Source organism: Acetoanaerobium noterae (genome assembly GCF_900168025.1).
GTDB classification, from domain to species: domain Bacteria; phylum Bacillota; class Clostridia; order Peptostreptococcales; family Filifactoraceae; genus Acetoanaerobium; species Acetoanaerobium noterae.
The window spans coordinates 232,687-255,741 of the sequence record NZ_FUYN01000003.1 but is presented as its reverse complement, the minus strand read 5'-3'; the positions used below and the strand labels follow the sequence as shown (position 1 = coordinate 255,741).

Genomic DNA, 23,055 nt, shown 5'->3' with positions numbered 1-23,055 from the left:
AGGATTTAATTTTATTTTGAAAGTGAATATTATTTATAAAGCTTTAAAATTATTTAATGGCATGAAAGAGGGGCTTCATTTTCCATTGTTTCAACGTTGTTAATTTCAGCTTCGCTTGCATCACCTATATTATCTACTACTACAATCTTACTTGTAATCATACCCATCCAGCAGCTGTACTCGAATGTACCCGACTTTGTTGGGGTAAATTCAATTACATTTTCGCCTGGCTTTAGCTGAAGCTCTTTACTAAATTCAGGAATTATAAGTGCATTATTACAGCCATTTATATCACTGCTTTCAGCAGTTATAGTCCATATCACAGGAACGCCTTTCTGAACAGTAATAGGTTCATATCTGCCTGAAGCCAAACTAGTTGTGACTCTTTGGATATTTCCGTCAATTACAGCTTTTTCTGTGGTTTGAGTTACTGTAACTGGATTAAAAGCTTCTGATGATGAGGATATTCCTGATAACGCTAAACCTCTATCAGCCATGATAAAGCCGAGCACTATAACTAGTGCAGCACTTATTTTCATCATTTTGTGTGTAAATTTTCTGCTAAGAAGAGAGCTTACTGCTCCTAGACCAAACATAAGTGGAACTGTGCCTAGGCTGAAGAAAAACATGGATAGAGCACCAGTTAGAAAGCTTCCAGTACCAAGAGCGTAAAGTTGCATCGCTTGGAGTGGACCACAAGGCATTAATCCGTTTAGAAGTCCTATATAAAACGGGCCAGACTCTTTATCACTGTTATGGATTTTGCTTGCAAAGAATTTAGGCATCCTAGGATTAAATTTTCTAAGCCAAGGAAATACATTTAACATATTAAGCCCCATCACAATCATCAAAAGACCAGATATAATTGCAACTACACCCTTTGCAGGCCCAGGAAAGCTTATAACTGAACCTAAAGCACCAACAATACCACCAATTAGTGTATACGAGACAACTCTTCCACTGTTATACAAAAAACTTGGCTTAAACTTTGAAAATTTGTCTGAGGAGTCATTGACTTTATTGTAGGAAATACATGAAGATAAATTGATTCCTCCACACATAGTAAGACAGTGAAGAGAAGTGATAAGTCCTACAATGAAAAGCACACCGTATCCCATGTTTGGATTTACTTCTGGTATGAAATTAAAACCAATTGTGTTGCTGATGATAATATATATGGAAAAAATTATTATCCCAATTCCTAAAAAATCGCTAGTGGAAAGCTCTTCCTTTGATTTTTTTGGTTTACTAGGTGAAGCAATTTGATTTTCTTGAGAAGTAATTACTTCATAGCCTATATTTTCAATATGGTCGATAATCTGGTTTAGCGAAATTAAATTATCGTCATATGTAATATAGATAGTAGAGCTCTTGTATTTGGCTTTAATTTCAATAATTCCATCTACTTTGCTTAGTGCATTTTCTATTATGACCTCACAGTTAGAGCAGGTCATACCTTCTATTTGAAGCACCTTACGTATTAATTTTTGATTCATTTTACTCCCCCTAGCATTTGGATTAAACAATAATATTTTTTGATGCTATCAATTTATCATAGGGATGTGAAGATTTTATGAAGAACAAAATTTTTATTTAGAAAGAAATAATCTATTTTGATTGGCAAATTCTAATTTATGATATTATTAAAATAAGAAAAATTTTGAAATAGAGTAGGAGAGCAGGTATGGATAATAATTACACTAAGCTTAATTCAGAATTTATTGATAAGTGGGCAAATGAAGGATGGGAATGGGGGCAGCCCATAGACCATGAGACTTTTGAAAAAGCAAAGAATAACGACTGGTCAGTTGTTTTAACTCCTACAAAGCCAGTACCAAAGGAATGGTTTTGTGATATGAAAGGAGCTAAGGTGCTTGGACTTGCTTCTGGAGGAGGACAGCAGATGCCAATATTCTCTGCACTAGGGGCAGAGTGTACAGTGCTAGATTATTCCGAAAAGCAGCTACAAAGCGAAAAAGAAGTTGCGAAAAGAGAAAGCTACGAAATTAATCTAGTTAAAGCTGACATGACTAAGCCATTGCCATTTGAAGATGAAGCCTTTGACCTAATATTTCATCCAGTTTCAAATTGTTACATTGAAGATGTGGTTCATGTTTGGAAGGAATGCTATAGAATTCTAAAAAAAGGAGGAATTCTTTTAGCAGGATTAGATAATGGGATTAATTTCATTTTTGATGATGAAGAAGAAAAATTAATGAATAAATTGCCATTTAATCCACTTAAGGATAAGGAGCTATATGAAAAATCATTAAAAAATGATTGGGGTATCCAATTTTCACATACTATAGAAGAACAGATAGGTGGACAGCTACAAGCAGGGTTTATTCTAACTGATATATTTGAAGATATAAATGGACAAGGAAGACTTCATGATTTTAATGTACCTACATTTTATGCTACAAGAGCAGTAAAAAAATAGCTAATATAAATATAATTTGTCTAATAACAATAAAATTGAGGTGACCTATGAAAAATTACTATACTACAAGATTAGTTAAATCAGAGGACTTGAATCATCATGGAACATTATTTGCAGGAAGAATGAGTGAATGGTTTGTAGAAGGGTGCTTTATCGCAGCGGCAAATCACCATGGAAATCCAGAGGAAATAGTCTGTGTAAAGCTTCATGGAATGAAATTTGGAAAACCAGCTAGAAAAGGACAAATCATTCAGCTTACAACTCAGGTGGTACTAACTGGAAATACTAGTATGACTGTATATGGAAAAGTGACTGAAATAGATGGAACAGAAATATCTGTAGACGGGTATATTACCTTTGTGTGTGTAGATGAAAATGGCAAGAAAAAACCTCATGGCATTCCTACACCTGTTCCTCAAAATGATGAAGAAGCAAGAATAATAGAAATAGCTAAAAACTTAAGATAGTATATTTTTTTAAAAATGGAGGTTGCTATTATGGAAAGGAAAATAAAAAATCAAGTAACAGGATTTAGAACTAAAGATGGAGCAGGTGTAAGTTTAGTAAGAGTGCTTGGAAACCAGACCACGGATGAATATGATCCTATATTAATGCTAGATTCATTTGACAGCATAAATCCAGAAGATTACATAGCAGGATTTCCACTACATCCGCACAGAGGAATAGAAACTATAAGTTATGTATATAAAGGTCAAATGACACATAAAGACAGCCTTGGAAACGAAGATACAATAAAGGATGGAGAAGTTCAGTGGATGACTGCTGGCTCTGGAATAATGCATGAAGAAAAATTGCCAGCATCAGAGAGAATGCTAGGAGTTCAGCTATGGCTCAATCTTCCTGCAAAAGACAAAATGGTTCCTCCAGCATATAAAAGCATTAAAAATTCTGAGATTCAAGAGATAACTCTAGATAATGGAAAACTTAGACTCTTGGCAGGAGAGTATAATGGAACCACAGGATATAAGAGTAAATATTTGCCACTAGATTATTATGATATCCATCTAAATCCAAATTCAAGCATAGTGCTAGATACGGATAGTAATCGCTCAATAATGCTTTTTACTTTACTTGGAGATGCCTATATTTCTGGAGAATTAATAAAAGAAAAAACAGCTGTAAAGCTAAGCCAAGGGAATTCAGTTGAAATAAAATCAACTGATACAAAAGCCCAGGTTTTATTTGTAAGCTCAATTAGACTAGATGAATCGATTGCTTGGGGCGGACCAATAGTAATGAACACAAAAGATGAACTTAACAAAGCTTTTCAAGATTTAAAGGATGGTACATTCTTAAAAACTGGCATACAATATTAATGAAATAGAAATTAAGCATTAATAAATTAATAGTAATTTATAAATAAATATAATTTCTATCAACAACAAAAAGCATATTAACTTCTAACTATACAAAGAAGTTGATATGCTTTTTTAATATAAAAGTATTAAAGTATAGGATTTTATTGAGGTTTTAGCTGCTACTTTCCAGATATACTCAGCTCTTTTACTCTTACACTTGCGGAGCCTGTGTCTTCAGTAAGTGGAGACAGGAAAAAGTCGTTTGCTACTGCGTCTATGTCCTTTAGTAATTCGAAAAAATTACCCGATACAGTAATTTGGCTTACTGGGTTTGAAAGCTCTCCCTTATCAATACAGTAACCATGACATTGAAGAGAAAAATCTCCAGAAATAGCATTTATACCTGCATGTAAGCCCTGAAGCTCTGTAATAAATACTCCTTTATCTATAGAAGACATCAAATTCTTTAACTCTATATCCCCTGGCTCGAAGCAAAGATTGCTAGGAGCGATTTCAACTGAGCTTTTATAAGATGATTTTGATGCATTTCCAGTTGATTTAACCTTGTCAATTTCAGCAGTTTTGAGATTGTGCAAATAGGTTTTTAATATACCTTTCTCAACTATTGGCTTAACAAAGGTTGCTACACCTTCATCATCGAAAGCAGTAGAGCGAAGTCCGGACTTCTTATGAGGGTTGTCCGTTATTGTTACATGGCTAGAGGCAATAGAAGCATCTAGCTTTCCTATTAATGCCGATAACTTTTTTTGAACCTGCTCAGCACTAAAATGATTAGTAAACTGAGATAAGAAGCTTGCAAAAGCTTTATTTTCAAATACCACAGGACACTTAATAGAGGATATAGGCTCAGCTCCAAGCATACTAAGGGCTTCATCAGTTGCAGTTTTTGCTATTTTATCTAAAGAAAGCTCTTTAAAAGAATCAGCCATATCAAAACCTATACCAGTTCTCGTATCTTCCTTCTCCTTAGCAACTACAATCCCATAAGCATATATATGTGATTTTGTTTCCTTTACATCTAGACCTTTAGTATTTTTTATCCACTTTGTGTAGGTGGTTTCAACATAGCTGTTGTTTGACAATCTTACAATTCTAGAATCTGTCTCTAAGATTGTTTTTTCTAAATCAATCATAAATTGAATTTTTCCCTCTATAGATACATCCTTATCTACAGAGGGAAATTCCATAAATTTATAGTCTCCACTTCCATCGTGTAAGCATACAGGGTCAGTAGACTCAATTGCAAAAGCATTTTCATAAGCTGCATTTACAAGCATAGCAATTGCATCATCATCGAAAGCTTCAGTAAAAGAATATCCCATTTTACCATTGATTATTCCTCTATAGGATAGACCACCTTGCTCAGAAAGTTTGAATTTATCAACTTCACCTTGGTATACAGAAAGGTTTAAGCTTTCTGCTGTTTCATAATAGATTTCTTGATTTTCAAAGCCTTTATTTTTACCTGCTTCAAACAATTTATCTGTCCATGTATTTAGCATATAGCCTACTCCTTTCCTCCAACTGTAATTTCAGAAACCTTAAGTGCAGGCTGACCTAGTCCAGCTGGGATAGAACCACTGACAGATCCACACATGCCTTCTCCTGAATCAAAATTATCACTAACCATTTCTATCTTTTTAAGAACATCCAGACCAGTTCCTATCAGCGTTGCTCCTTTGATAGGTTCCTCTATTTTTCCGTTTTTCACTAGGTAAGCCTCTTGGACTGCAAAATTAAATTCTCCAGTCGCAGTATTTACAGAGCCACCACCTAGATACTTTGCATATACGCCATAATCAATAGAAGAAATCATATCTTCAAACTTACTATTTCCATTTAGAATGTAAGTATTAGTCATTCTAGAGGTAGGAGCAAATTTATACGATTCTCTACGACATGAACCAGTAGCTGGCATATTCATACGCCTAGCATTTAGCTCATCTACCATATAATTTTTTAAGATTCCATTTTCTATTAATAGATTTCTAGTAGTTTTATTGCCTTCATCATCAAAGCTAAGTGAACCCCATTCATTTTGGACAGTGCCATCATCAACTGCAGACACTACAGTAGAAGCTATTTGCTCTCCAAGCTTTCCAGCATACACTGAATTTCCCTTTGCAACAGAAGTTGCCTCTAGTCCATGCCCACAAGCTTCGTGAAATATTACTCCACCAAATTTATTATCAAGCACTACAGGAAACTTTCCACTTGGAGATGATTTTGCATCTAGCATAGTTATAGCAACTCTAGATGCTTCATTTGCGATATCTTCTACAGATATTTCATCATAAAGCTCGAAACCTTTTCCAGAGCCTTTTCCAATCATTCCATGCTCCATTTTTTCATCACGCTTGGCAACTGAATTCACGATAAATCTAGTTCTAGTTCTGCTATCTTGCACAAATTTGCCATTTGAATTTGCGATTAGGACATTTTGAGTATAATCAAGATAATTAACTCTCACTTGATGAATTAAATTTGAGTATGAAGAAGCTGATTCATGAGCCTTTCTCATAAGCTCGATTTTTACTGATTTTTCTACATCCTGAGGTGATATCATAACAGGATGAATAACGCTAGGGCTTTCAATAACAAAATCAATATTTAAGTTTTGAGCTACACCTTTTAAAGACTTAGAAGCATTTTGTGCCAATTTAATAAGAGTATCTCTGTCTTTTTTATGAGAATAGGTATATACGCTGTTAAATCCATTAAAAATCCTTATACCCACACCACCAGTTCTTCCAGTGAGGGAGCGTTCTATTTTACCTTCTATCATTCCTATAGTATTATCGATTCTGTCTTCTACAAAAATCTCAGCAAAATCACCACCAAAAGACAGTGCTGCTGTTAGCACATCGTGTACCAGTCTTTGATCTAGCATAGGATTCTCCTTTTTATAAATTTTCGAATAATTCAATATTTATATTATTGTAACCAATAATCATAAACATAACAATAATAATTTAAAACATATAAAAAATATTATATGAAAATATCCTGCTTAATAACTTTTTTATGTAATATTATAATAGGGAGAATGATAATATTACATTATCAAATTAGTAACTTTAATTAATAAATTTAATTCATTTTATAGTAAGCAAAGTTGTGTATAATAAATTTATTCAAATTTTTAATAAGACCTCGTATATTGGAAATAAATATTACTTGTTGTATTCACAATAAAAAGAAGGGATGATAGAAATGAAATATATTGATATGCACTGCGATACAATACTTACTGTTCCAGATGATGGCAGCTCTGAATTACTTATTAACAATCCAAAAGCAAGTGTGGATTTTGACAGATTAAGACAATCTGATGCTATGGCACAATTTTATGCAATTTTTCTTATGAATGAAGAAATGTTTAAAGAAGAAGGTAAAAAGTACATTCCTGATGATGAGTATATTCTTAGGTCTGTTAATATGCTAAAAGAAGCAGTCAAAAATACAAACTATATGGAGATGGCATATAACTATAATGATTTGATGAATAATAGCTCAAATGATAAAATCTCAGCTTTACTCACCATAGAAGATGGACGTTCAGCTACTAGCATAGAAAAAATTAAACACTACCATGATTTAGGAATACGCCTTATTACACTTACTTGGAATTTTGAAAACAGCATAGGATATCCTAACTCTGATGACAAAACTATAATGCAAAAAGGACTGAAAAACTATGGATTTGAAGCTGTAGAATACATGAATGAAATAGGTATGCTTGTAGATGTTTCACATCTTTCAGATGGAGGGTTTTATGATGTAGCAAGCATAGCAAAGAAGCCATTTGTAGCATCTCATTCAAATTCAAGAGCACTATCACCACATAATAGAAACCTTACAGATGAAATGATTAAAATAATAGCAGAAAAAGGTGGAGCTATAGGTCTAAACTTTGCACCAGAGTTTTTAGCTAAAGATATTACAAATACACATTGTAAAATAGAGCTTATGATAAATCATCTAAACTATATTAAAAATATAGGTGGAGAAGATGTAATTGCCCTAGGCTCAGATTTTGATGGAATACAAGGCAACTTAGAAATAAGTGGTTCTCACGAAATGCCAAAATTATTTGATGCATTAAAAAACAATGGATGGAGTGAAACACAGCTAGAAAAATTGACACACCAAAATATGCTAAGAGTCATAAAAGAAACCTTGAAATAATAATTAGCTCTAGGATGTATGCGACATAAATGTGCATATATTGTCGGATTTGATTTTCTTGCTTTTGATAATATTGATATAGAAAGGAGGTCGTTTTATGGATACCTTGACGAGCATGAATAAAGCTCTAGAGTATATTGAAGAAAATTTAACTGATGAGCTCGATTATAGTCAAATTTCTAAAATAGCATTTTGCTCAGAATATCATTTTAAGAGAATGTTTTCATTTTTAGCAGGGATAAGTTTAGCAGAGTATATTCGAAGAAGAAGGCTAACTTTAGCAGCGATTGAATTAAAGAACAAGAATTTAAGAATTATCGATATAGCCGTAAAATATGGATACATTTCGGCGGATTCATTTAGTAGAGCTTTTCAAAATCTACACGGAATATTGCCTTCAGAAGCTAGAAAAGAAGATGCTCAAATAAAAGCGTATCCGAAGATGACCTTCCAGCTATCAATTAAAGGAGGAAATGAAATGAATTACAAAATCGTAGAGAAACAATCATTTAAAATAGTGGGATTTAAAAAAAGAGTGTCAATGGTATTTAAAGGTATAAATCCTGAAATTGCAGATATGACGAGCCTTTTAACACCAGAAATTATAAAGCAGCTTAAATCAATTTCAAATGTCGAACCACTAGGAATAATAAGTGCATCCACAAATTTTTCCGAAGAAAGAATGGAAGGAAAAGGTGAGCTCGATCATTATATTGGAGTAGCTAGTAATAGCGATGACACTGCTTCCTTTGATGTATTAAATGTAAATTCAGGAACTTGGGCAGTATTTGAAGCAATTGGACCGTTTCCAGAGACTTTGCAGGATGTTTGGGGAAGAATATATTCAGAATGGTTTCCGTCTTCAGGCTACGAGACCGTGGTAGGACCAGAAATTTTATGGAATGAAAATCCCGACACTGGAAATCCAAAATATAAAAGTCAAATTTGGATTCCAGTGAGGAAGAAAGCTTAATAGAGAATTATTTCTTGGCTAAGATAGTATATATTGAATCATTGATTCTAGTGATTTTTGTAGATTTAAATCCAGAATTAAGCAGTGATTGTTCAAGGTCAGTTGATGATATTCGTATATCCATAGGAGGTCCTTCTATTATTTTCTCGTCCTTTTCGTACTCGAGGCATAGTAGATGGCCTCCTATTTTAGTTACCTCATAAAGCTTTGAAAGTACTTTTGATAATGACTCTACTTCGTGTAGTATAAGTGATGCCATGACAAAATCAATGCTTTCGTCTTCTAAAGATAATGCTTCAATAGTAGACTCAATGAGCTTGATATTTTGCAAATCTTCTTTGATAGCTTTTTCCGATATGACATTTAGCATACGGCTGTCAAAATCAAGAGCATAAACTGTTTCTTTAGTCTTTTTTGCCATAGGAATAGTAAAAAAACCAGAACCAGCACCAATATCCAGTAGAGTATGACTCTCTTTTATAGGCATTTCATCTATTAGCACTTCAGGAGGAAGGAGTCTTTCTCTTTGCTTACTCTCTAAAAATGCAATTTTATTTAAAAACTTTTGATCTTCATCGTGCGATTTTTTTATCTTATTCATATAAACCTCCTAATAATATATAATACAGAGTGTAAATGTCTGCAATTGTCTTAAAAAATTAAGCAGCATGCTTCACTGCTTTAGTATTTTAAACATTAGCAACATCTAAAATAAGCTTTTCCTTAAGATATGTCACCATTTTTTCTTCTGCTTCTTGCATAGCAAGCTCAATTTTGCATAAGTTGTCTTCATTTAATTCGCAGGTAAATAATGCGTTACTACCTTCAATAGCTTGAATTACGTCATAAAAACTAATCTCAGATTTAGGTTTTCTTAGACTATACCCCCCATTGACTCCCGGTGAAGATTGAATAAGATTTGCTTTAACAAGCTGGGTTAATATTTTAGAAAGATAGGTAGGTGAAATATTCATATGGCTTGCTAGTGGAGAAAGGCTAAAGTTTTCCTTCCCATCCTGCGAAACAAAATAGGTCATAATATGCAAAGCATAATTTGTTGCTTTTGTATATTTCATGATTTTCCTCCAAGAAAGATATTACAGACTGCATTTATCCATAATTATAATCATAAGATTAATAACTGTCAATAAGTATTTAGTGATGAGAAAGGTAAACTATAGTAAAATAGATATACACAGCATTATAATATTTTTACCAAACAACAAAAATGATATCATAATGCTAATTTTGTGAGATGAGGAATTTTAAATATGAATGGAACACAAAGAACTAATATACAAATTGGATCAAAAGTTATGGTAGTACAAAAGCAAGACCAAAGAACAGGAAAATTAACTGAAGGGGTAGTAAAAAGAATCCTCACCAATTCAGCTAATCATCCTCATGGTATTAAGGTAATGCTAGAAAGTGGAATAGTGGGCAGAGTTAAAGAAATACTATAGTAAAAGGGAGGAGTCTTTATGAGTAAAGAAAGCAAAAGAGTTATAAGAAGATTAATGCCAGATGATATGGATACCTATGTGGATATTTACCTTAATGCATATCCAGCAGGCAAGGATATTTCAAAGGAGTGTTACGATAAATATTATAATCGCAATATGCAGTCACTACTAGAATATGACCATGTGAATTTTTATGGATTATTTGAAGATGATGAGCTTATATCGATTATGAAATTAATAGATTTTGATATTAATCTATTTGGTCAAATGAACAAGGCTACTGGGCTTATGTCTTTAGCAGTTCATCCTCTTCATAAGAAAAAAGGTGTAGCTAGAGATATGGTGAAATTCTTTGAAGATTATACCGTAAGTTCTGGTGGACTTTGCTCAATGCTCCTTCCATTTAGAATAGAATATTATAGAAAAATGGGATATGGCTATGGAACAAAGTTAGACGAATATAGAATACCTACTTTGCAGCTTCCGTCTTGCAAGGATATATCTAATCTAAGACTGATAAAAAAAGATGAAATTCATAAAGTGATTTCTTGTTATTCGAGCTTTGTAAGTAGTTATCATGGTGCAGTATGTAAATTTGAAGAGGAAATTAGAGAAATAAATGAAGACGATGAAACTAGAAGAATAGGTTATTTTGAAGCAGAGGAATTAAAAGGCTATGTTGCATTTTGCTTTACAAGAGATAGTGAAGTGAACTATACATTAAATTCAATGATAGTATCAGAGCTGGTATATAGTGATGGAGAGGTTCTTAAGAAGCTATTAGCTGGACTTCGCATGCAGGCGGATTTGGCTCAAAATATAGTCATAAGAACTGGGGAAGCTGATTTCTATCATTTACTTGACTCACCAGAGGATACCTCAGGCAATTATATTAACTACGGCTTCATCCAAACAAATATATCAGCTATAGGAAATATGTACAAAATACCTAATGTAAAAAGCTTTGTAGATAAAACTAGCTATAGAAAATTTCCAGCAGATAATATAAAAATAGGCTTTACAGTTTATGATGAATTCAAAGGTGAAAATCATAGCTTTGCTATATTATTTAGTACAGATGAATCGAATTCATACAGCTCTTGGAGCTTTGAAAGTGAAAATATTGATTCAGATTTAGAAATAAAAATTAAGCTGTCAGACTTATCTTCTTTATTTATGGGAAGTGCTGATTTTGCTCCTATGGTAAGGCTTGGAATAGTAAGTATAAGTGATAAAAGCCTCACAGAAAAAGTAGATAAATTATTTCATTTAAGCCAAAGACCATTTACAAATACCGACTATTAAAACTAAATAATGGCAAGTATTTTTCTTAGCTTTGATATGAATTATTAGATTTTTATGACTAGCATTGGGTATAATAGTTAAAGGAAAACGGTTGCATAAAAAATGAAGTTTGGGAGGAATTTATGGTTGAATGCAATAACTATAAACAACTAGAAGAAATAGAAAATCTCCAAAAAACTCTAACTAAATATATGATGTATTATAAGTTTGGAATGGAGGAAATAAATACTAAAATCAGTATACTCCAGCAGGAATTTCAATATGTTCATTCATACAACCCAATAGAGCATGTAAAATCTAGGCTAAAAACTCCTCAAAGCATCATCAACAAGGTGCATAGAAGAGGATATGAATTCACTATAGATTCAATTCGAAAAAATGTGCTAGATATAGCTGGAATTAGAATCATCTGCTCATTTACATCAGATATTTACAGTGTATCAAAAATGCTAGTAAACCAAAGAGATATAGAGGTAGTAGAATACAAGGACTATATAAAAAATCCAAAGCCAAACGGCTACCAGAGTCTTCATATGATACTAAAAATACCTGTTTTTATGTCAGATAGAGTTGAGGAAGCCTTTGTAGAAGTACAAATTCGAACTATAGCTATGGAATTTTGGGCGAGTTTAGAGCATAAAATATACTATAAATACGATAAAGAAATACCAGAGAACTTAAAAAACGATTTAAAAGATGCAGCAGATCAGATTTCTCAGCTGGATTATAAAATGGAGCAAATTCATATGCAAATGCAAAAACTCAAATTTGAAAATGACAATAAAGAACAAAGTTGTGAAATCACTGAAGATGATGAATTCCAAAAATTGACGAATAAATATATCAGTATGCTATTTAGCAATTCTATAGATAGTTAGATTAATTTAGATAAATTTATTTGTTTTTGGTATAATATATTTTGCAATTAGAAATTTATTAGGAGGAAACAAAAAATGATACCAACACCACATATTGAAGCTAAAAGCAAAGAGGAAATAGCGAAAACCGTTCTTATGCCAGGAGACCCTTTAAGAGCGAAATTTATTGCAGATACATTTTTAGAAGATGTAGTTCAGTTCAATGGAGTAAGAAATGTTCTAGGATATACTGGAACCTACAAAGGAAGAAGAATATCAGTAATGGCAAGTGGAATGGGTATGCCTAGCATCGGAATCTATTCGTATGAGCTATATAAATTTTATGAGGTTGAAAATATAATCAGAATAGGCTCTTGCGGAGGATATACAGCAGATGTAAACCTATATGATGTAATCCTAGCAAAGGATGCATGGAGTGAGTCAAGCTATGCAAAGGTTCAAGGCGGATATACTAAGGATGCAATAGAAGGAAGCAAGGAGCTTAACGATAAGCTAAAAACCTATGCTGACGAGCTTGGAATTCCTATGCACGTAGAAAGAATACATTCATCTGATGTTTTCTATAGAGAAACTTCTGATGAGTATAAGGAAATATACTCAAAGCATGGATGCGTGGCTGTAGAGATGGAAGCTTTTGCACTTTTCCATAATGCAAAGGTACTTGGAAAAAATGCAGCTTGCCTTCTTACAGTGTCTGATAACCTAGCAACTCATGAAGCTACAACATCTGAGGAAAGACAAAATGCATTTACCAATATGATGAAGATAGCGCTGGAACTTGCTGAGTAATAAGCTGAAAAATCTACCCCAAAGTCCAGGCGTATACTTGATGAAGGACAAAAATGATGGGGTAGTATATATTGGAAAAAGTAAAAACCTAAAAGCTAGAGTAAGAAGCTATTTTACTAAAGGTGAAAAGCCAGAGAAAATAATTAGAATGGTGCATAATCTAAAAGATGTAGACTGGATAATTACTGATACTCATATGGAAGCTCAGATACTTGAATGTGCTTTGATAAAAAAGCTAAAGCCGATATATAACGTTCAGTTTAAAAATCACCAGAACTATTTCTACTTAAATGTAGGAACTGACAGTAGAAAAAAGCCATTGCTAATATACTCTGAAAAACAGCCCTTTGACAGCTATGGAGCATATAGAGGGCGCTCATTTGTAAATCAACTATTAAAACAGCTTGAAAACATTTATCCTATAACAAAGGATAGTGGTAGATATATATTTGATTACAATGTATTTCCTATAAAAATGAATGATAAGGAATTTCTAGAAAATAGAGCATCTTTAATTGAAATTTTAGGAAATGAAAAAGCTAATGCTAATTTTATATCTGTAGTTAGGAAAAAAATGATAGAGGCAAGTAAAAATCATCGTTTTGAAACAGCAAAAGAATTTAGGGATATAATAAGTGGCTTAGAATATCTATATAATAATAATCTAAAGTCTAATTATAGAACTATGAAAAAAGCTGTAGTAGTAGGAGAACAAATAGATAGAGGAATAAAACTATTCTACATTGTGTCAGGACTTATAATCCTAAAAAGAACTTATGATGATTTGACTGATGAAGATATAATAAAATTTAAAGCTGAGGGTAAAGCTTTAGCTAAAATAAGAGCAAGCTTTACAGATGAAAAAAGAAGTTTGGATTTTAGAAAAATAGTAAGCCTAGAGCTTCAAGACCTAGCTTCAAAAGGAACAGTTTTTTTAGAATACAAATAAAACAATATTGAAATAAAAAAACAGGTTTAGCTTAAACTGAGTTTATGCTAGCCTGTTTTTTATTGCGAATAGTACAAGAAGGTTTACATTGTTCCGATATAGGAACAATATGGACATTTTTAAGTTAATAATTGACCTGTTTTTAAATGTACGCTATTATGTACATAAGAAAAGGAGGTGTTGATGTGATTAATACGAATGTCACTAATTTTAGAAAAAATTTATTCAATATCCTAGAACAGACCATAAAATATAATGAACCAGTAAATATAAGTACAAAAGATGGAAATGCAGTTATAATAAGTGAAGAAGACTATAATGGTTTGATGGAGACTTTGTATCTTTGTTCAATTCCAAATATGAGAGAAAAAATCATGAGCAGTATAAATACCTCTGTAGATGAATGTGTAGCAGAAGACGAGGTCGATTGGTAATGTATAAAATTGTTTATGACAAAAGAGCATTAAAGGACATTCCAAAGTTAAAATCAACCAATCTTGACAAAAAAACTAAGTCATTAATTGATATATTAAGACTTAATCCTTATCAATCTCCACCGCCAGATGAAAAATTAGTTGGTGACCTTGAGGGAGCATACTCAAGAAGAATTAATATACAGCATAGACTTGTGTACCAGATTTTAGAGGATATAAAAACAATTAAAATAATCAGCATGTGGTCTCATTATGATTCTAATTTAAAAAGTAGTATTTTTGAAAATATAATCTAAAATTATAAATCCTAGATGGTTTAACCTTTACAGAAATGTAAATGGATAAAATAATCTAGGATTCTTTATTATTTATACTAAATTATATATAGCGACAAGGAATTTTAATTATGTTTATTCTAATAGAAAAGTAGTTTTAGTTATCTTTGCTAGTTTATAAATTCAATTTAATTCCTTATAACTTATGATAGAATTATATTAAGTTATGACGAAGATTAAGGAGATATCATGGAGAAAATAATCAATAAGTTTTTATTAGAATATAGAAATAAAAATAAAAAAAGATTTGATTTGCAATCTCTAGAAAAATATATAATGGCAAATTATAAAGATAATCAAACATATTTAAAGCACGGAGGTTATAAAGCATTTTATAGTCAAATGGTGCTTTTAAAAGAAAATAATATTATAAAAGAGATAGCTTCGTCTATGTACAATGGATATAATCCGCCATTAAAAACTAAGTGGCAGATATTATCACAGGTAAATAATTCTAATTGGGATAAGTCAAAAATCCTTAAATTATCTAACTATCTAGATTTTAGCTATTACATCAAAAATCCATCTTATCAAACTGATGTAGAATGGGAGTATATAGAAAATATTTATAAATTTTTAGTATCAAGAGATAAAAGAGAATGGGCAAGTATAGAAGAACGCTCATTAGAGCTTTTTTATGATGAAAAATATCTTAAAAATAAAAAGGATATTACTAAAGGCAAGTATGGAATATTAAACCGATTAAAAATAACTAGAGAAGATTTAAAAATGAAAAAATATGGTGAAATGTTTATATATTGGAATAAAGGAGTAGAACATATTAAAAAAGTAATAATATTAGAAAATCATTCTACCTTCTTTACATATAAAAGAGCTGCGCAAGTTATGGGAGATATTTTTGGGTTTGTACCAGATGCGATTATATATGGAGAAGGTAAGAAGATAGAAGATAGCCTATCGTTTATCGACGAAATAACAGACTCTTTGGAAGTGGAGATACTGTATTTTGGAGATATAGATGCTGAGGGATTAGGTATATATTACAGACTAAAAGATAAATACAAAGATTTGAATATGAGCTTGCAATATGAGGCCTATAAAAATTTACTAAATCTCTGCACTAGGAACTATCCAGCTGAAGGTCAAAATAAAAACGAAATTTATTTAGAGGCTTTTTTACAAGATATGAAGCCATATTTAGAAAGTTCTAAATTAGAAAAAATAACTGAGATTTGGAGCAATGATTTTAGAGTGCCACAAGAACTAATAGACTATGAATATTTGATGAAGGTGAGAGCATGATTATCGAAAAAGGATTTTTTAACAGAATGAAAAAACTTCAAATTATTCGTATGCTTGGTTCAGGTATGGATATAGGAGAACTAAATGAGTACGCATATGAAATTAGCTTTTTGCTAATTCAAAATATTTTTCTAAAAGAACTCAGTGAGGATAGTAATAGAACCAGAAATGATATGATTTTTATCACTGAAAAAATTCTAGCCACTATGAAGCTGAACTACACGCAAGAAATAGTTGAAAGAATAGTAGACGGAACTCTTTGGTATAGAGACCCTACAAAACAGGAAGGATTTAAATCTAGGATTTATGATGAATCAAAAGGGAATAAGCAGGACTATATATTTAGATATTTTAAAGTTGATAGAGAACATAGCAGGTGGGAACAAGGCGGCTCTACAGTTTACATGTTAACTGAGGAAAGCCAAGAAATGGTTTTTATTACTAGAGAAATTTTAGAGGAATTTGGATTTGATTTAGAGCAGTTCTACACACTTCAATTGATAAAAACAGGAAATTTTTCTAAGGCAAAAAATAGCATAGACAACCTAATAGCTAGAGTAAAGACTCTTATAAACAGAGAAAAAGAATATAAAACAGTGATCATAAGAGAACCGCAAAATATATTTTTTGATAGAAATATAAGAGGAAAAAAGTCAGAGGATGAAATTAAAGAACAATTCGAAGAGGAACAAAAAGTTTTTGCAAATATGTTTTCTTGGAAAAATAGATACAACAGTCTACCAGATGAAAAAAAGATAGAAGCAGAAAGAATGTTTGAAAAATTAGAGCGAGCAAGGTTATTACATGATAGTTTAGCAAAGCATGTTATGGAAAATTTAGCACTTGAGCTAGAAATAAGAGTGAAATATCCAGAAAGTTTTTGGAATATTTCTAGCTTTAGCTTTAAAAAGGATATCTGGCAAAATAATATTGTAAAAAATGGTTTAAATAATATAGATGACATTGAAAAAATAATAGCACCTTTATTTTCACCAAAAAAAGATTTCATTTATCCTCTTGATTGGGCATGGGCTGAGCAAAATATAAAACATAAGAAAACTCTAAAACCCAAGATAGATGATTTTATTGAGGAAGATTGGAAATTTAGAGAAATAGACTGGGATTTATTAGTAGAGCTTTATGAAGAAGTATTCATGTCACTAGTTGAAAAAGGGAAATTTTCTATACTCGAATTAAATGAAAAAAATGAAGAGGTTAAAGCAAAATGGCTCAGTCAAAATGAAAATATAGATTTATTTATGATGTTTGTGATTTCTAGCCTTAAATTAGATGTGAATCACAATGGTGATGATGAAAGATTAAAGCTGTATAAAAAGCTATGTGAGAAAAATCCTATATTTATAACATTAGATGGAAAGAAAATTTTATCCAAAATAGAAGATACAAATGAACCTTTTTCATGGAAAGAACTATTCATCTCTCCATATACCATTTATTTAGAGGAGTGAAGATATGAGCTATACCAGTGAAGATATAAAAAAAGCAAGTGAATTATTTTTTTATTTATTAGATAAGAAGATTGTGCCTTCAAGTGATGTACTTGCAAATGAATATTATGAAAACAATGCTATAAGCGAAATTGTAAAAAATATGGCAGAAGAGGGCGGGTTAACTGTTCTTAGTACTAGGCAAAATCTTCATCTGGTTTCAAGAGGAGAAGGCTCTATTTTTGCAACTACATATACACAAATGAAAGAAAAATATAATAAACTCTATAGGAAAAAACATTTCTATCTAGCTAATATAATAATCTGTGTTTTTCTATCTGAAATAGATAGAGATAATGATATTTTTTTTAAATATGAAGATTCTGGTATATCCTATTATAAGCTAGAAGAATTAATAACAAACACCTTGGACTCGTGGAAAAAAAGAAGTGAAAAAGAAGATAGCTTTTCTAAAGAATTTGCAATTGCAATAGATGAAATACATTATCTATGGACAGTTGAAATGTCGCATTCCAAAGAATTGAAAGATAAAGCTGGGTTTAGCCTTTCATCGCAGACTAGGCTAGGGTTTATTCATGAAGCTCTTAAACCTTTAGTGCAAGAAAATTTAATTATAGCTTTAGAAGAGGAAAATAGAATTATTCCTAAATATGAATTATATGAACGGCTTGAAAATCTTTATCATGGGGGAGATAGATACGAGGAAATTCAAGAGCTGATTAAATATAAAAAGGAGGATGAAGATGCCAAAACTATCTAAAATTAGGCTTACTGGATGTAAATACGATGGACTTAGAAAAGAACATGAAAATTCGATTTTTGACTTGACTAAAGATGGTAAAGTAGATCATACCTTATTTACATTATTTAATGGTGGAGGAAAGGGAGTAATGATGCAGCTTATTTTTCAGCTGTTACTACCTGAAACTAAGTGGGGAAAAAGCAATGGGAATAAGATTATTGGTATGTTTTATGACCAAAGAAAAAACTTACATTCTTTCACATTTCATGTAGTTTTAGAATGGGTATTAGACACGGTACCAGAAAAAAGACTTATTAATGGGATAGCATTTAAATCTTCAATAAAAAACACAGGTTCAGATGAAGAAGAAAGTGCAGGACTAAATTATTTTTTATATACATATGAGCATGAAAATGATGGATATTTTACAGTAGAAAATCTACCATTATACGACTTGGAGAACAAAAAAGCAGTAGAGCTTGAAACTTTAGAGAAGTTTATAGATGACAATAAGCGTATATTTACGAAATATAGTCAGTCTAGTGCTAGAAAAAAAGATGGCCCTTACTATAGCTATTTAGAAGACCGAGGGATTTATAGAAGTGAGTGGATTAATCTAAAAAGCATTAATAAATCTGAAGGAGGAGTAGGAGATTATTTTATTGGAGCAAATGACAATAAATCTATTTTCGATAAAATCATCTTGCCTGCAATTAGTGAAAATATACGAAATTATATTCATGACGGTGAAAATAACTTGATTGAGATGTTTAAAAGCAATCTATCAATCACGAAAGATTTGCCAGTATTAATCAAACGTGAGAGTTCATATAAAAATCTACAAGAATATATAAAACCTCTTATAGCAAATGCTGATGCAGGCTCTAGATATATAGATAGAAAAAATAGATTGATAATAAAGGGCAATAATATATATTTCACCCTAAAAGAGGAAGAAAATTTTGTTGCTCAGGAGTTAGAAAAACTAAAGACTGATTTAAAAAGGGCAGAAGATGAAAAATATGAACTGGCATTTAAAAAAGATAATCTTGAGTATAATCAGCAAAGAATAAAGTTAATATCAAAAGAAAATGAAGTCAAGAAATTAGAAAAGCAGCTTAGTGAGAAAGAAGAAACAATAAAAGCAGAAAAAGAATCCCTAAAATTATATGAAATAAATGAGTTACTTTATGAGAAAAAACAAACTGAGCAAAGCCTCGTAGCTAAAACAAAAGAAAAAGAGAGTTTGATTGAAGACCTAGATATTAAAGACATAAAAGATAAAGCAAAGTCATTAGACAATGCAATAGAATTAGAGTGGGAAAAAAATGTGGCTATATGGAAAGAAAATGAAAGAAGCTATGAAAGCTATATTAATTATGTTCAGGGAGCTATAGAAGAATATAAAAATAAAAAGAATAATTACGAGCTCAAAATCAAAGAACTAGATAAAAAAATAATTGAATTTGATTTTAAAGAAAAAGACCTATTAAAAGATAAACTTAAATTAGAAAGTCAGTATAGTTTACTAAGTCTTGAATTTCCAGAACGAATTCTTGAAGATTTAAATATAATTCAAAATGATATTCAAGAAAATATAGAAAAATATACAGAAGAAAAAGAAGATTATAATAAAAGATTATTTATGCTAAATACTAGTATAGGAATACTAGAAAGTAAGCTTGAAGAATATGAAATCAAAATGGATAAATTAAATCAAGAAATACTAAAACAAGAAGCTTTTGAAAAAGAAACAGTTAAAAAATTATCTAAAATTTTATTAGAAAATAACGATGGCAGCCTAAGAAACAATTTATGGTTCAGTAAAAAGTTAGAAGAAATAGAAAATAAAGAAAAAGAAAAAAATCATAAATTAGAAGAAATACAAAGGCTGATATGGGAAAAGAATATAGATAGAGCATTGAACAAATACGATTTTTTTATTGCAAATAAAGACATAACTCTTGTAAAAGAAATGGTTGAAAACCTAGGCATACATGTTGAGACAGGAAGCGAATTTATTAAAGAACTTGATGATGATGCCAAGCTTACGATATTAAATGATTATCCTGGCTTTATATATTCAGTTGTAATTGGAAGTGAGAAAGATTGGCAGCTTATCGAAACTAATATAGATAAATCAATATTCTTAAATAATATGGTGCCTATTTATATTCGCTCCGAAATGAAGGGAAAAAATAATCTTATTAAAACTTTAGTAAATAAGGCATATAAGCTAATTGATGAGAATGACTATATCACTTGGAAAGAGGAACTAACAAGTGAAATGAGTAAAATGACGGAGATTCAAATTAGCATTAAAAATGATATTTTAAAAATGTCAGAAATAAAGCAGGACTTAAATATAATTTTAAGAACAAAGACTACTTTAGAGCTTAGAACTCTGTTAAAGGAATATGAAGAGGAAAAACAAAGTTTAATAGATGAAATCAGGATAAAAAAGCAAGAGCAGCTCAGTATTGACAATAATTTAAATCAGGTAAGATACGCATTGAAAGAGGAAGATAAAAAGCTGGTGGACTCAAAAAAATCTATAATTGAAATGAAGTCATATCTAAATAAAAGTAAAGAGCTTTATGAGGAAAAAATAATAGTAGATAAAATAAAAATAGACATATTAGATTTGGAAAAAGGCAAAAGAGAAGTTGAATTAAGCATAGAAGATGTAGAAGGCAAAAGAAGCATGATTAAAGATTCATACAGTAAATGGAAGCTAGAAATTGAAAATGATATAAAGCAGATAAAAGATATTTTTAATAAAGCATCCTATGAATTTGGGGTAAGAACTAGTGAACTTACTGATAAAATTCCAACTTTACTTATACAAAATATTGCCATCATGAGCCTAGTAAATCAAAGAAAAATATTAGAAGAAGATATTTCTAGTAAAAATAATAACATAGCATTACTAGACAAGGATATAAAGCATCTAAATCTTGAACTGAAAAGGCATATCGGTGATTTAAATAAGATAAGTAAAGATTGGAAGGACTATCCTAGGCTAGAGAATTCTCTAAATGAAATTCAAATAAAAATAAGTCAGCTAAAAATCATACTTGGTAACCTAGAAATTGATAGAAGCAGTATTAAGTCAAGCTATGATACAAGTAGAGGGAGTATTTTGGCATTTAAACAGCAATTAGAAGCAAAAGAAAATCAAATATATGATAAGCATAAAAAATCAGTAGTATTTATTGAAATTCAAGATACAGAGATGAATCTAGATGTAGCTATAATAAATATTCAAAGTGATATGGATATAGTGAGTAGAGATATTCAATTAAATAATAAATTTTACTCAGTATGCATCGATGGTTTAGAGAAATATAAAGATTATAAAGCCAAGCTTGATATAAATATAGCTAAAATAAAATCAATATATACTCTCGATTTTTCTAAAGGTAAAGAAGATATTGCTTTAAAAGAAAGGATAAAGGAAAATTTAGAAAATATAATACAAGATTGGTTAAATGAATTTGATGACAATGAACGCAAAATTAAAGAAAAAATAGACGATGGAGAAAAAAGAAGAAGCGATTTTATTAGAGAAATCAACTTGAAATTAGAAGAAGATAAGTTAAAAGAAAAAGTTATATCTACAATTAAAGAAGCAAATATATTAAATTTTAAAAGTAATCTTATTTCTTTTACTAGTATGGAAAACCATTTTCAAAAGGAACTTATGAATTTATCTAAGGATAAACAAAAAGCTGAAGAAGCTATGAAAAACTGGACAAGTAGAGCATCTATACATATCATACGAATGATAGATTCATTAAAAAGCATGATTGCATCAATGAATTATACAAATGACCAAGGTCATATTTTCCCGCTTGTAAAACTTAAAGGCATGGAAAGATTACCTAAAGAAGAAGCTGAAATAATCTACTTGCTAGAGGAATATTTCGTCCAGGCTATATCCAAAATTTTAGAAAAGAAAGAAGACATTTCGAAAATAGACGACAAAGTATACAAAGAGCTGATGGATGATACGGTTTTATATTCTAAAGCGCTTCAAGGCAGATATCCAACATTACTTGTATATAAAATGACTGAAAAAAACGAGTTTAGATATGCCAGAGCTAGGGAAGAATATTACACAACATGGGAAGCAATAAATAAAGGCGAAGGAGACTTACCTGAAGGTTCAGGAGGACAGACTCTTTCTGTAAACACTTTCGTAATAATGATGATTATGAGTTATAAGAAGAAAAATATAGGAAATGAAAATCCATCTACAGTTTTAGTACTAGATAATCCTTTTGGTAAGGCTTCAGCAAAACATGTATTAGATCCTATATTTGAAATAGCAGATAAACTTAATTTTCAGATGATTTGCTTCGCAGCTCCAGAAATTATAAAAGTTGAAATCAGTGAAAGATTTCCAGTATTTTGGGAACTGAAATTAGATAATGGAAAAGTAATACATGGAGGAAGAGTTATAAAAACATAACAAAATTAAACGT

At 31.0% G+C, this 23,055-nt stretch carries 21 protein-coding genes; 16 read left to right on the top strand and 5 right to left on the bottom strand.

The window, feature by feature from the left end; translation table 11 throughout:
* Positions 1–53: 53 nt before the first annotated feature.
* On the bottom strand, positions 54–1,496 hold the full coding sequence (locus tag B5X47_RS07420) for an urease accessory protein UreH domain-containing protein (protein WP_079589535.1): 1,443 nt from the start codon (positions 1,494–1,496) through the stop codon (positions 54–56).
* 188 nt (positions 1,497–1,684) lie between these two features.
* On the opposite strand from B5X47_RS07420, the gene B5X47_RS07415 reads away from it, so the two are divergent.
* Genes B5X47_RS07415 through B5X47_RS07405 form a run of 3 tightly spaced genes read left to right on the top strand, consistent with a single transcriptional unit; the run spans position 1,685 to position 3,777 of the window.
* Positions 1,685–2,440, top strand: coding sequence for a class I SAM-dependent methyltransferase (locus B5X47_RS07415; protein WP_079589534.1), 756 nt, complete (start codon positions 1,685–1,687; stop codon positions 2,438–2,440).
* Between the two features lie 47 nt (positions 2,441–2,487).
* Positions 2,488–2,907, top strand: coding sequence for an acyl-CoA thioesterase (locus tag B5X47_RS07410; RefSeq protein WP_079589533.1), 420 nt, complete (start codon positions 2,488–2,490; stop codon positions 2,905–2,907).
* Positions 2,908–2,937: 30 nt separating this feature from the next.
* Positions 2,938–3,777 carry a pirin family protein gene (locus B5X47_RS07405; RefSeq protein WP_079589532.1) on the top strand — a complete coding sequence of 280 codons (840 nt, stop codon included), beginning with the start codon at positions 2,938–2,940 and terminating at the stop codon, positions 3,775–3,777.
* 161 nt (positions 3,778–3,938) lie between these two features.
* Here B5X47_RS07405 and B5X47_RS07400 read toward each other — a convergent pair whose 3' ends face one another.
* Positions 3,939–5,282 carry a TldD/PmbA family protein gene (locus tag B5X47_RS07400; protein WP_079589531.1) on the bottom strand — a complete coding sequence of 448 codons (1,344 nt, stop codon included), beginning with the start codon at positions 5,280–5,282 and terminating at the stop codon, positions 3,939–3,941.
* Positions 5,283–5,287: 5 nt separating this feature from the next.
* Positions 5,288–6,670: a TldD/PmbA family protein gene (locus B5X47_RS07395; RefSeq protein ID WP_079589530.1), complete on the bottom strand. Its 1,383-nt coding sequence runs from the start codon at positions 6,668–6,670 to the stop codon at positions 5,288–5,290.
* Positions 6,671–6,993: 323 nt separating this feature from the next.
* Here B5X47_RS07395 and B5X47_RS07390 point away from each other — a divergent pair, with 323 nt between their 5' ends.
* Both B5X47_RS07390 and B5X47_RS07385 read left to right on the top strand, forming a co-directional pair.
* Positions 6,994–7,968, top strand: coding sequence for a dipeptidase (locus B5X47_RS07390; RefSeq protein ID WP_079589529.1), 975 nt, complete (start codon positions 6,994–6,996; stop codon positions 7,966–7,968).
* A 97-nt stretch (positions 7,969–8,065) separates the two neighbouring features.
* The gene (locus tag B5X47_RS07385) at positions 8,066–8,941 is read left to right on the top strand and encodes an AraC family transcriptional regulator (RefSeq protein ID WP_079589528.1); all 876 of its coding nucleotides are present in this window, start codon (positions 8,066–8,068) and stop codon (positions 8,939–8,941) included.
* A 7-nt stretch (positions 8,942–8,948) separates the two neighbouring features.
* On the opposite strand, the gene B5X47_RS07380 is transcribed toward B5X47_RS07385, so the two are convergent.
* Both B5X47_RS07380 and B5X47_RS07375 read right to left on the bottom strand, forming a co-directional pair.
* Positions 8,949–9,542 (bottom strand): class I SAM-dependent methyltransferase, encoded by a 594-nt coding sequence (locus B5X47_RS07380; RefSeq protein WP_079589527.1) that lies wholly within the window; start codon positions 9,540–9,542, stop codon positions 8,949–8,951.
* Positions 9,543–9,630: 88 nt separating this feature from the next.
* Positions 9,631–10,017: an RrF2 family transcriptional regulator gene (locus B5X47_RS07375; protein WP_013360936.1), complete on the bottom strand. Its 387-nt coding sequence runs from the start codon at positions 10,015–10,017 to the stop codon at positions 9,631–9,633.
* Between the two features lie 195 nt (positions 10,018–10,212).
* Between B5X47_RS07375 and B5X47_RS07370 the strand changes: the two genes are divergently transcribed.
* The 11 genes from B5X47_RS07370 (at position 10,213) to B5X47_RS07320 (ending at position 23,042) form a co-directional block, all read left to right on the top strand.
* Positions 10,213–10,404: a YwbE family protein gene (locus B5X47_RS07370; RefSeq protein ID WP_013360937.1), complete on the top strand. Its 192-nt coding sequence runs from the start codon at positions 10,213–10,215 to the stop codon at positions 10,402–10,404.
* An 18-nt stretch (positions 10,405–10,422) separates the two neighbouring features.
* The gene (locus B5X47_RS07365) at positions 10,423–11,709 is read left to right on the top strand and encodes a GNAT family N-acetyltransferase (protein WP_079589526.1); all 1,287 of its coding nucleotides are present in this window, start codon (positions 10,423–10,425) and stop codon (positions 11,707–11,709) included.
* A gap of 122 nt (positions 11,710–11,831) precedes the next feature.
* Entirely contained in the window at positions 11,832–12,587 is a 756-nt protein-coding gene (locus tag B5X47_RS07360) for a GTP pyrophosphokinase (protein ID WP_079589525.1), read from the top strand.
* A 75-nt stretch (positions 12,588–12,662) separates the two neighbouring features.
* Positions 12,663–13,376 carry a purine-nucleoside phosphorylase gene (deoD, locus tag B5X47_RS07355; protein ID WP_242951022.1) on the top strand — a complete coding sequence of 238 codons (714 nt, stop codon included), beginning with the start codon at positions 12,663–12,665 and terminating at the stop codon, positions 13,374–13,376.
* A complete protein-coding gene (locus tag B5X47_RS07350) occupies positions 13,366–14,325 on the top strand; it encodes a GIY-YIG nuclease family protein (protein WP_330395752.1) in 960 nt (319 codons plus the stop codon). Before deoD ends, B5X47_RS07350 begins: the two co-directional genes overlap by 11 nt.
* A 185-nt stretch (positions 14,326–14,510) precedes the next feature.
* Positions 14,511–14,759, top strand: a complete 249-nt coding sequence (locus B5X47_RS07345; RefSeq protein ID WP_013360944.1) for a type II toxin-antitoxin system Phd/YefM family antitoxin — start codon at positions 14,511–14,513, stop codon at positions 14,757–14,759.
* Positions 14,759–15,055: a Txe/YoeB family addiction module toxin gene (locus B5X47_RS07340; RefSeq protein ID WP_079589523.1), complete on the top strand. Its 297-nt coding sequence runs from the start codon at positions 14,759–14,761 to the stop codon at positions 15,053–15,055. The genes B5X47_RS07345 and B5X47_RS07340 overlap by 1 nt, the downstream gene beginning before the upstream one ends.
* 228 nt (positions 15,056–15,283) lie before the next feature.
* Positions 15,284–16,357: a Wadjet anti-phage system protein JetD domain-containing protein gene (locus tag B5X47_RS07335; protein WP_079589522.1), complete on the top strand. Its 1,074-nt coding sequence runs from the start codon at positions 15,284–15,286 to the stop codon at positions 16,355–16,357.
* Complete coding sequence (locus B5X47_RS07330; RefSeq protein ID WP_079589521.1) at positions 16,354–17,826, top strand: hypothetical protein; 1,473 nt, start codon at positions 16,354–16,356, stop codon at positions 17,824–17,826. The genes B5X47_RS07335 and B5X47_RS07330 overlap by 4 nt, the downstream gene beginning before the upstream one ends.
* Positions 17,827–17,830: 4 nt before the next feature.
* On the top strand, positions 17,831–18,586 hold the full coding sequence (locus tag B5X47_RS07325) for a DUF6063 family protein (RefSeq protein WP_079589520.1): 756 nt from the start codon (positions 17,831–17,833) through the stop codon (positions 18,584–18,586).
* Positions 18,570–23,042, top strand: coding sequence for a coiled-coil domain-containing protein (locus B5X47_RS07320; RefSeq protein ID WP_079589519.1), 4,473 nt, complete (start codon positions 18,570–18,572; stop codon positions 23,040–23,042). The genes B5X47_RS07325 and B5X47_RS07320 overlap by 17 nt, the downstream gene beginning before the upstream one ends.
* Positions 23,043–23,055: the final 13 nt, after the last annotated feature.

Coding starts and splice junctions, on each gene's coding strand:
- B5X47_RS07380 (WP_079589527.1), bottom strand. CDS start 9,542: ATGAATAAGATAAAAAAATCGCACGATGAAGATCAAAAGTTTTTAAAT.
- B5X47_RS07410 (WP_079589533.1), top strand. CDS start 2,488: ATGAAAAATTACTATACTACAAGATTAGTTAAATCAGAGGACTTGAAT.
- B5X47_RS07325 (WP_079589520.1), top strand. CDS start 17,831: ATGAGCTATACCAGTGAAGATATAAAAAAAGCAAGTGAATTATTTTTT.
- B5X47_RS07390 (WP_079589529.1), top strand. CDS start 6,994: ATGAAATATATTGATATGCACTGCGATACAATACTTACTGTTCCAGAT.
- B5X47_RS07395 (WP_079589530.1), bottom strand. CDS start 6,670: ATGCTAGATCAAAGACTGGTACACGATGTGCTAACAGCAGCACTGTCT.
- deoD (WP_242951022.1), top strand. CDS start 12,663: ATGATACCAACACCACATATTGAAGCTAAAAGCAAAGAGGAAATAGCG.
- B5X47_RS07330 (WP_079589521.1), top strand. CDS start 16,354: ATGATTATCGAAAAAGGATTTTTTAACAGAATGAAAAAACTTCAAATT.
- B5X47_RS07335 (WP_079589522.1), top strand. CDS start 15,284: ATGGAGAAAATAATCAATAAGTTTTTATTAGAATATAGAAATAAAAAT.
- B5X47_RS07370 (WP_013360937.1), top strand. CDS start 10,213: ATGAATGGAACACAAAGAACTAATATACAAATTGGATCAAAAGTTATG.
- B5X47_RS07365 (WP_079589526.1), top strand. CDS start 10,423: ATGAGTAAAGAAAGCAAAAGAGTTATAAGAAGATTAATGCCAGATGAT.
- B5X47_RS07405 (WP_079589532.1), top strand. CDS start 2,938: ATGGAAAGGAAAATAAAAAATCAAGTAACAGGATTTAGAACTAAAGAT.
- B5X47_RS07340 (WP_079589523.1), top strand. CDS start 14,759: ATGTATAAAATTGTTTATGACAAAAGAGCATTAAAGGACATTCCAAAG.
- B5X47_RS07420 (WP_079589535.1), bottom strand. CDS start 1,496: ATGAATCAAAAATTAATACGTAAGGTGCTTCAAATAGAAGGTATGACC.
- B5X47_RS07360 (WP_079589525.1), top strand. CDS start 11,832: ATGGTTGAATGCAATAACTATAAACAACTAGAAGAAATAGAAAATCTC.
- B5X47_RS07375 (WP_013360936.1), bottom strand. CDS start 10,017: ATGAAATATACAAAAGCAACAAATTATGCTTTGCATATTATGACCTAT.
- B5X47_RS07385 (WP_079589528.1), top strand. CDS start 8,066: ATGGATACCTTGACGAGCATGAATAAAGCTCTAGAGTATATTGAAGAA.
- B5X47_RS07400 (WP_079589531.1), bottom strand. CDS start 5,282: ATGCTAAATACATGGACAGATAAATTGTTTGAAGCAGGTAAAAATAAA.
- B5X47_RS07415 (WP_079589534.1), top strand. CDS start 1,685: ATGGATAATAATTACACTAAGCTTAATTCAGAATTTATTGATAAGTGG.
- B5X47_RS07320 (WP_079589519.1), top strand. CDS start 18,570: ATGCCAAAACTATCTAAAATTAGGCTTACTGGATGTAAATACGATGGA.